Source organism: Paenirhodobacter huangdaonensis (assembly GCF_004022465.1).
Lineage (GTDB): Bacteria > Pseudomonadota > Alphaproteobacteria > Rhodobacterales > Rhodobacteraceae > Rhodobacter > Rhodobacter huangdaonensis.
In genome coordinates this window covers 1-1,354 of record NZ_SAVA01000031.1, presented here as the reverse complement: position 1 = coordinate 1,354, position 1,354 = coordinate 1, and the positions used below count along the sequence as shown (strand labels likewise).

The window sequence follows — 1,354 nt, the reverse complement described above, 5'->3', positions numbered from 1 at the left end:
GGGGGCGCTGCCCCCTCGGCCTTCGGCCTCACCCCCGGGATATTTCGGGCGATTGGAAGCCGGGGAGGGACAGGAGGGGGCGGGGGCCGGAACGGGGCCGGGGGCCGGAACGGGCGAAGGCCCCGCGGGGGCGCGGGGCCTTGCGGGTGTGGGTGCGGCGGGGCGCGTCAGTCGACGATCGTCGCCTCGGTCGCGGCGCGCAGCTGCGCCTCGCTCACGCCGTCGGCGAGCTCGACGATGTGCAGCCCCTTGTGCGTCACGTCGAGCACGCCGAGATTGGTGATGATCCGGTCGACCACGCCCTGGCCGGTCAGCGGCAGCGTGCAGGCCTTCAGCACCTTCGACTCGCCGTGCTTGTTGGTGTGGTCCATCACCACGACGACGCGCTTGACGCCGGCGACGAGATCCATCGCGCCGCCCATGCCCTTGACCAGCTTGCCCGGGATCATCCAGTTCGCCAGATCGCCCTTTTCCGACACTTCCATCGCGCCGAGGATCGCCATCGCGATCTTGCCGCCGCGGATCATCCCGAAGGAGGTGGCGCTGTCGAAATAGGCGGTCTGCGGCAGCTCGGTGATCGTCTGCTTGCCGGCGTTGATCAGATCCGGGTCCTCGTCGCCCTCATAGGGGAAGGGGCCCATGCCGAGCATGCCGTTTTCCGACTGCAGCGTCACGTTCACCCCCCTGGGGATGAAGTTCGGCACCAGCGTCGGGATGCCGATGCCGAGGTTCACATAGGTGCCGTCGTGCAGCTCCTTCGCCGCCCGCGCGGCCATCTGGTTGCGGTCCCAGCCCGTCACCACCTCGGCCATCACATTGCCTCCCGCTTGCGCACGGTGCGCTGTTCGATGCGTTTCTCGTGGTCGCCCTGGATCAGCCGGTGCACGTAGATCCCGGGCAGATGGATCAGGTCGGGGTCGAGCGCGCCGGTCGGCACGATCTCCTCGACCTCCATCACGCAGACCCGCCCGCACATCGCCGCCGGCGGGTTGAAGTTGCGCGCGGTCTTGCGGAAGATCGCGTTGCCGCTCTCGTCCGCCTTCCAGGCCTTGACGATCGAGACATCGGCGACGATGCCACGCTCGAGGATATAGGTCACGCCGTCGAAGTCCTTGTGCTCCTTGCCCTCGGCGACCACCGTGCCGACGCCGGTCTTGGTGTAGAAGCCCGGGATCCCCGCGCCGCCGGCCCGCATCCGCTCGGCGAGCGTGCCTTGCGGGTTGAACTCGAGCTCGAGCTCGCCCGACAGATATTGCCGCATGAATTCCGCGTTCTCGCCGACATAGGACGAGATCATCTTGCGGATCTGCCGGGTGTCGAGCAGCTTGCCGAGGCCGAAGCCGTCGACGCCGCA

The 1,354-nt window shown here is 68.2% G+C and carries 2 protein-coding genes; both read right to left on the bottom strand.

The features are described from left to right. Nucleotides 1-167: 167 nt before the first annotated feature. Nucleotides 168-812, bottom strand: a complete 645-nt coding sequence (locus tag EOW66_RS20255) for a 3-oxoacid CoA-transferase subunit B (protein WP_128158085.1) — start codon at nt 810-812, stop codon at nt 168-170. Beyond that, nucleotides 812-1,354: CoA transferase subunit A (locus EOW66_RS20250; RefSeq protein ID WP_164881217.1), on the bottom strand; the 543-nt coding region annotated here is incomplete at its 5' end. The genes EOW66_RS20255 and EOW66_RS20250, both read right to left, overlap by 1 nt.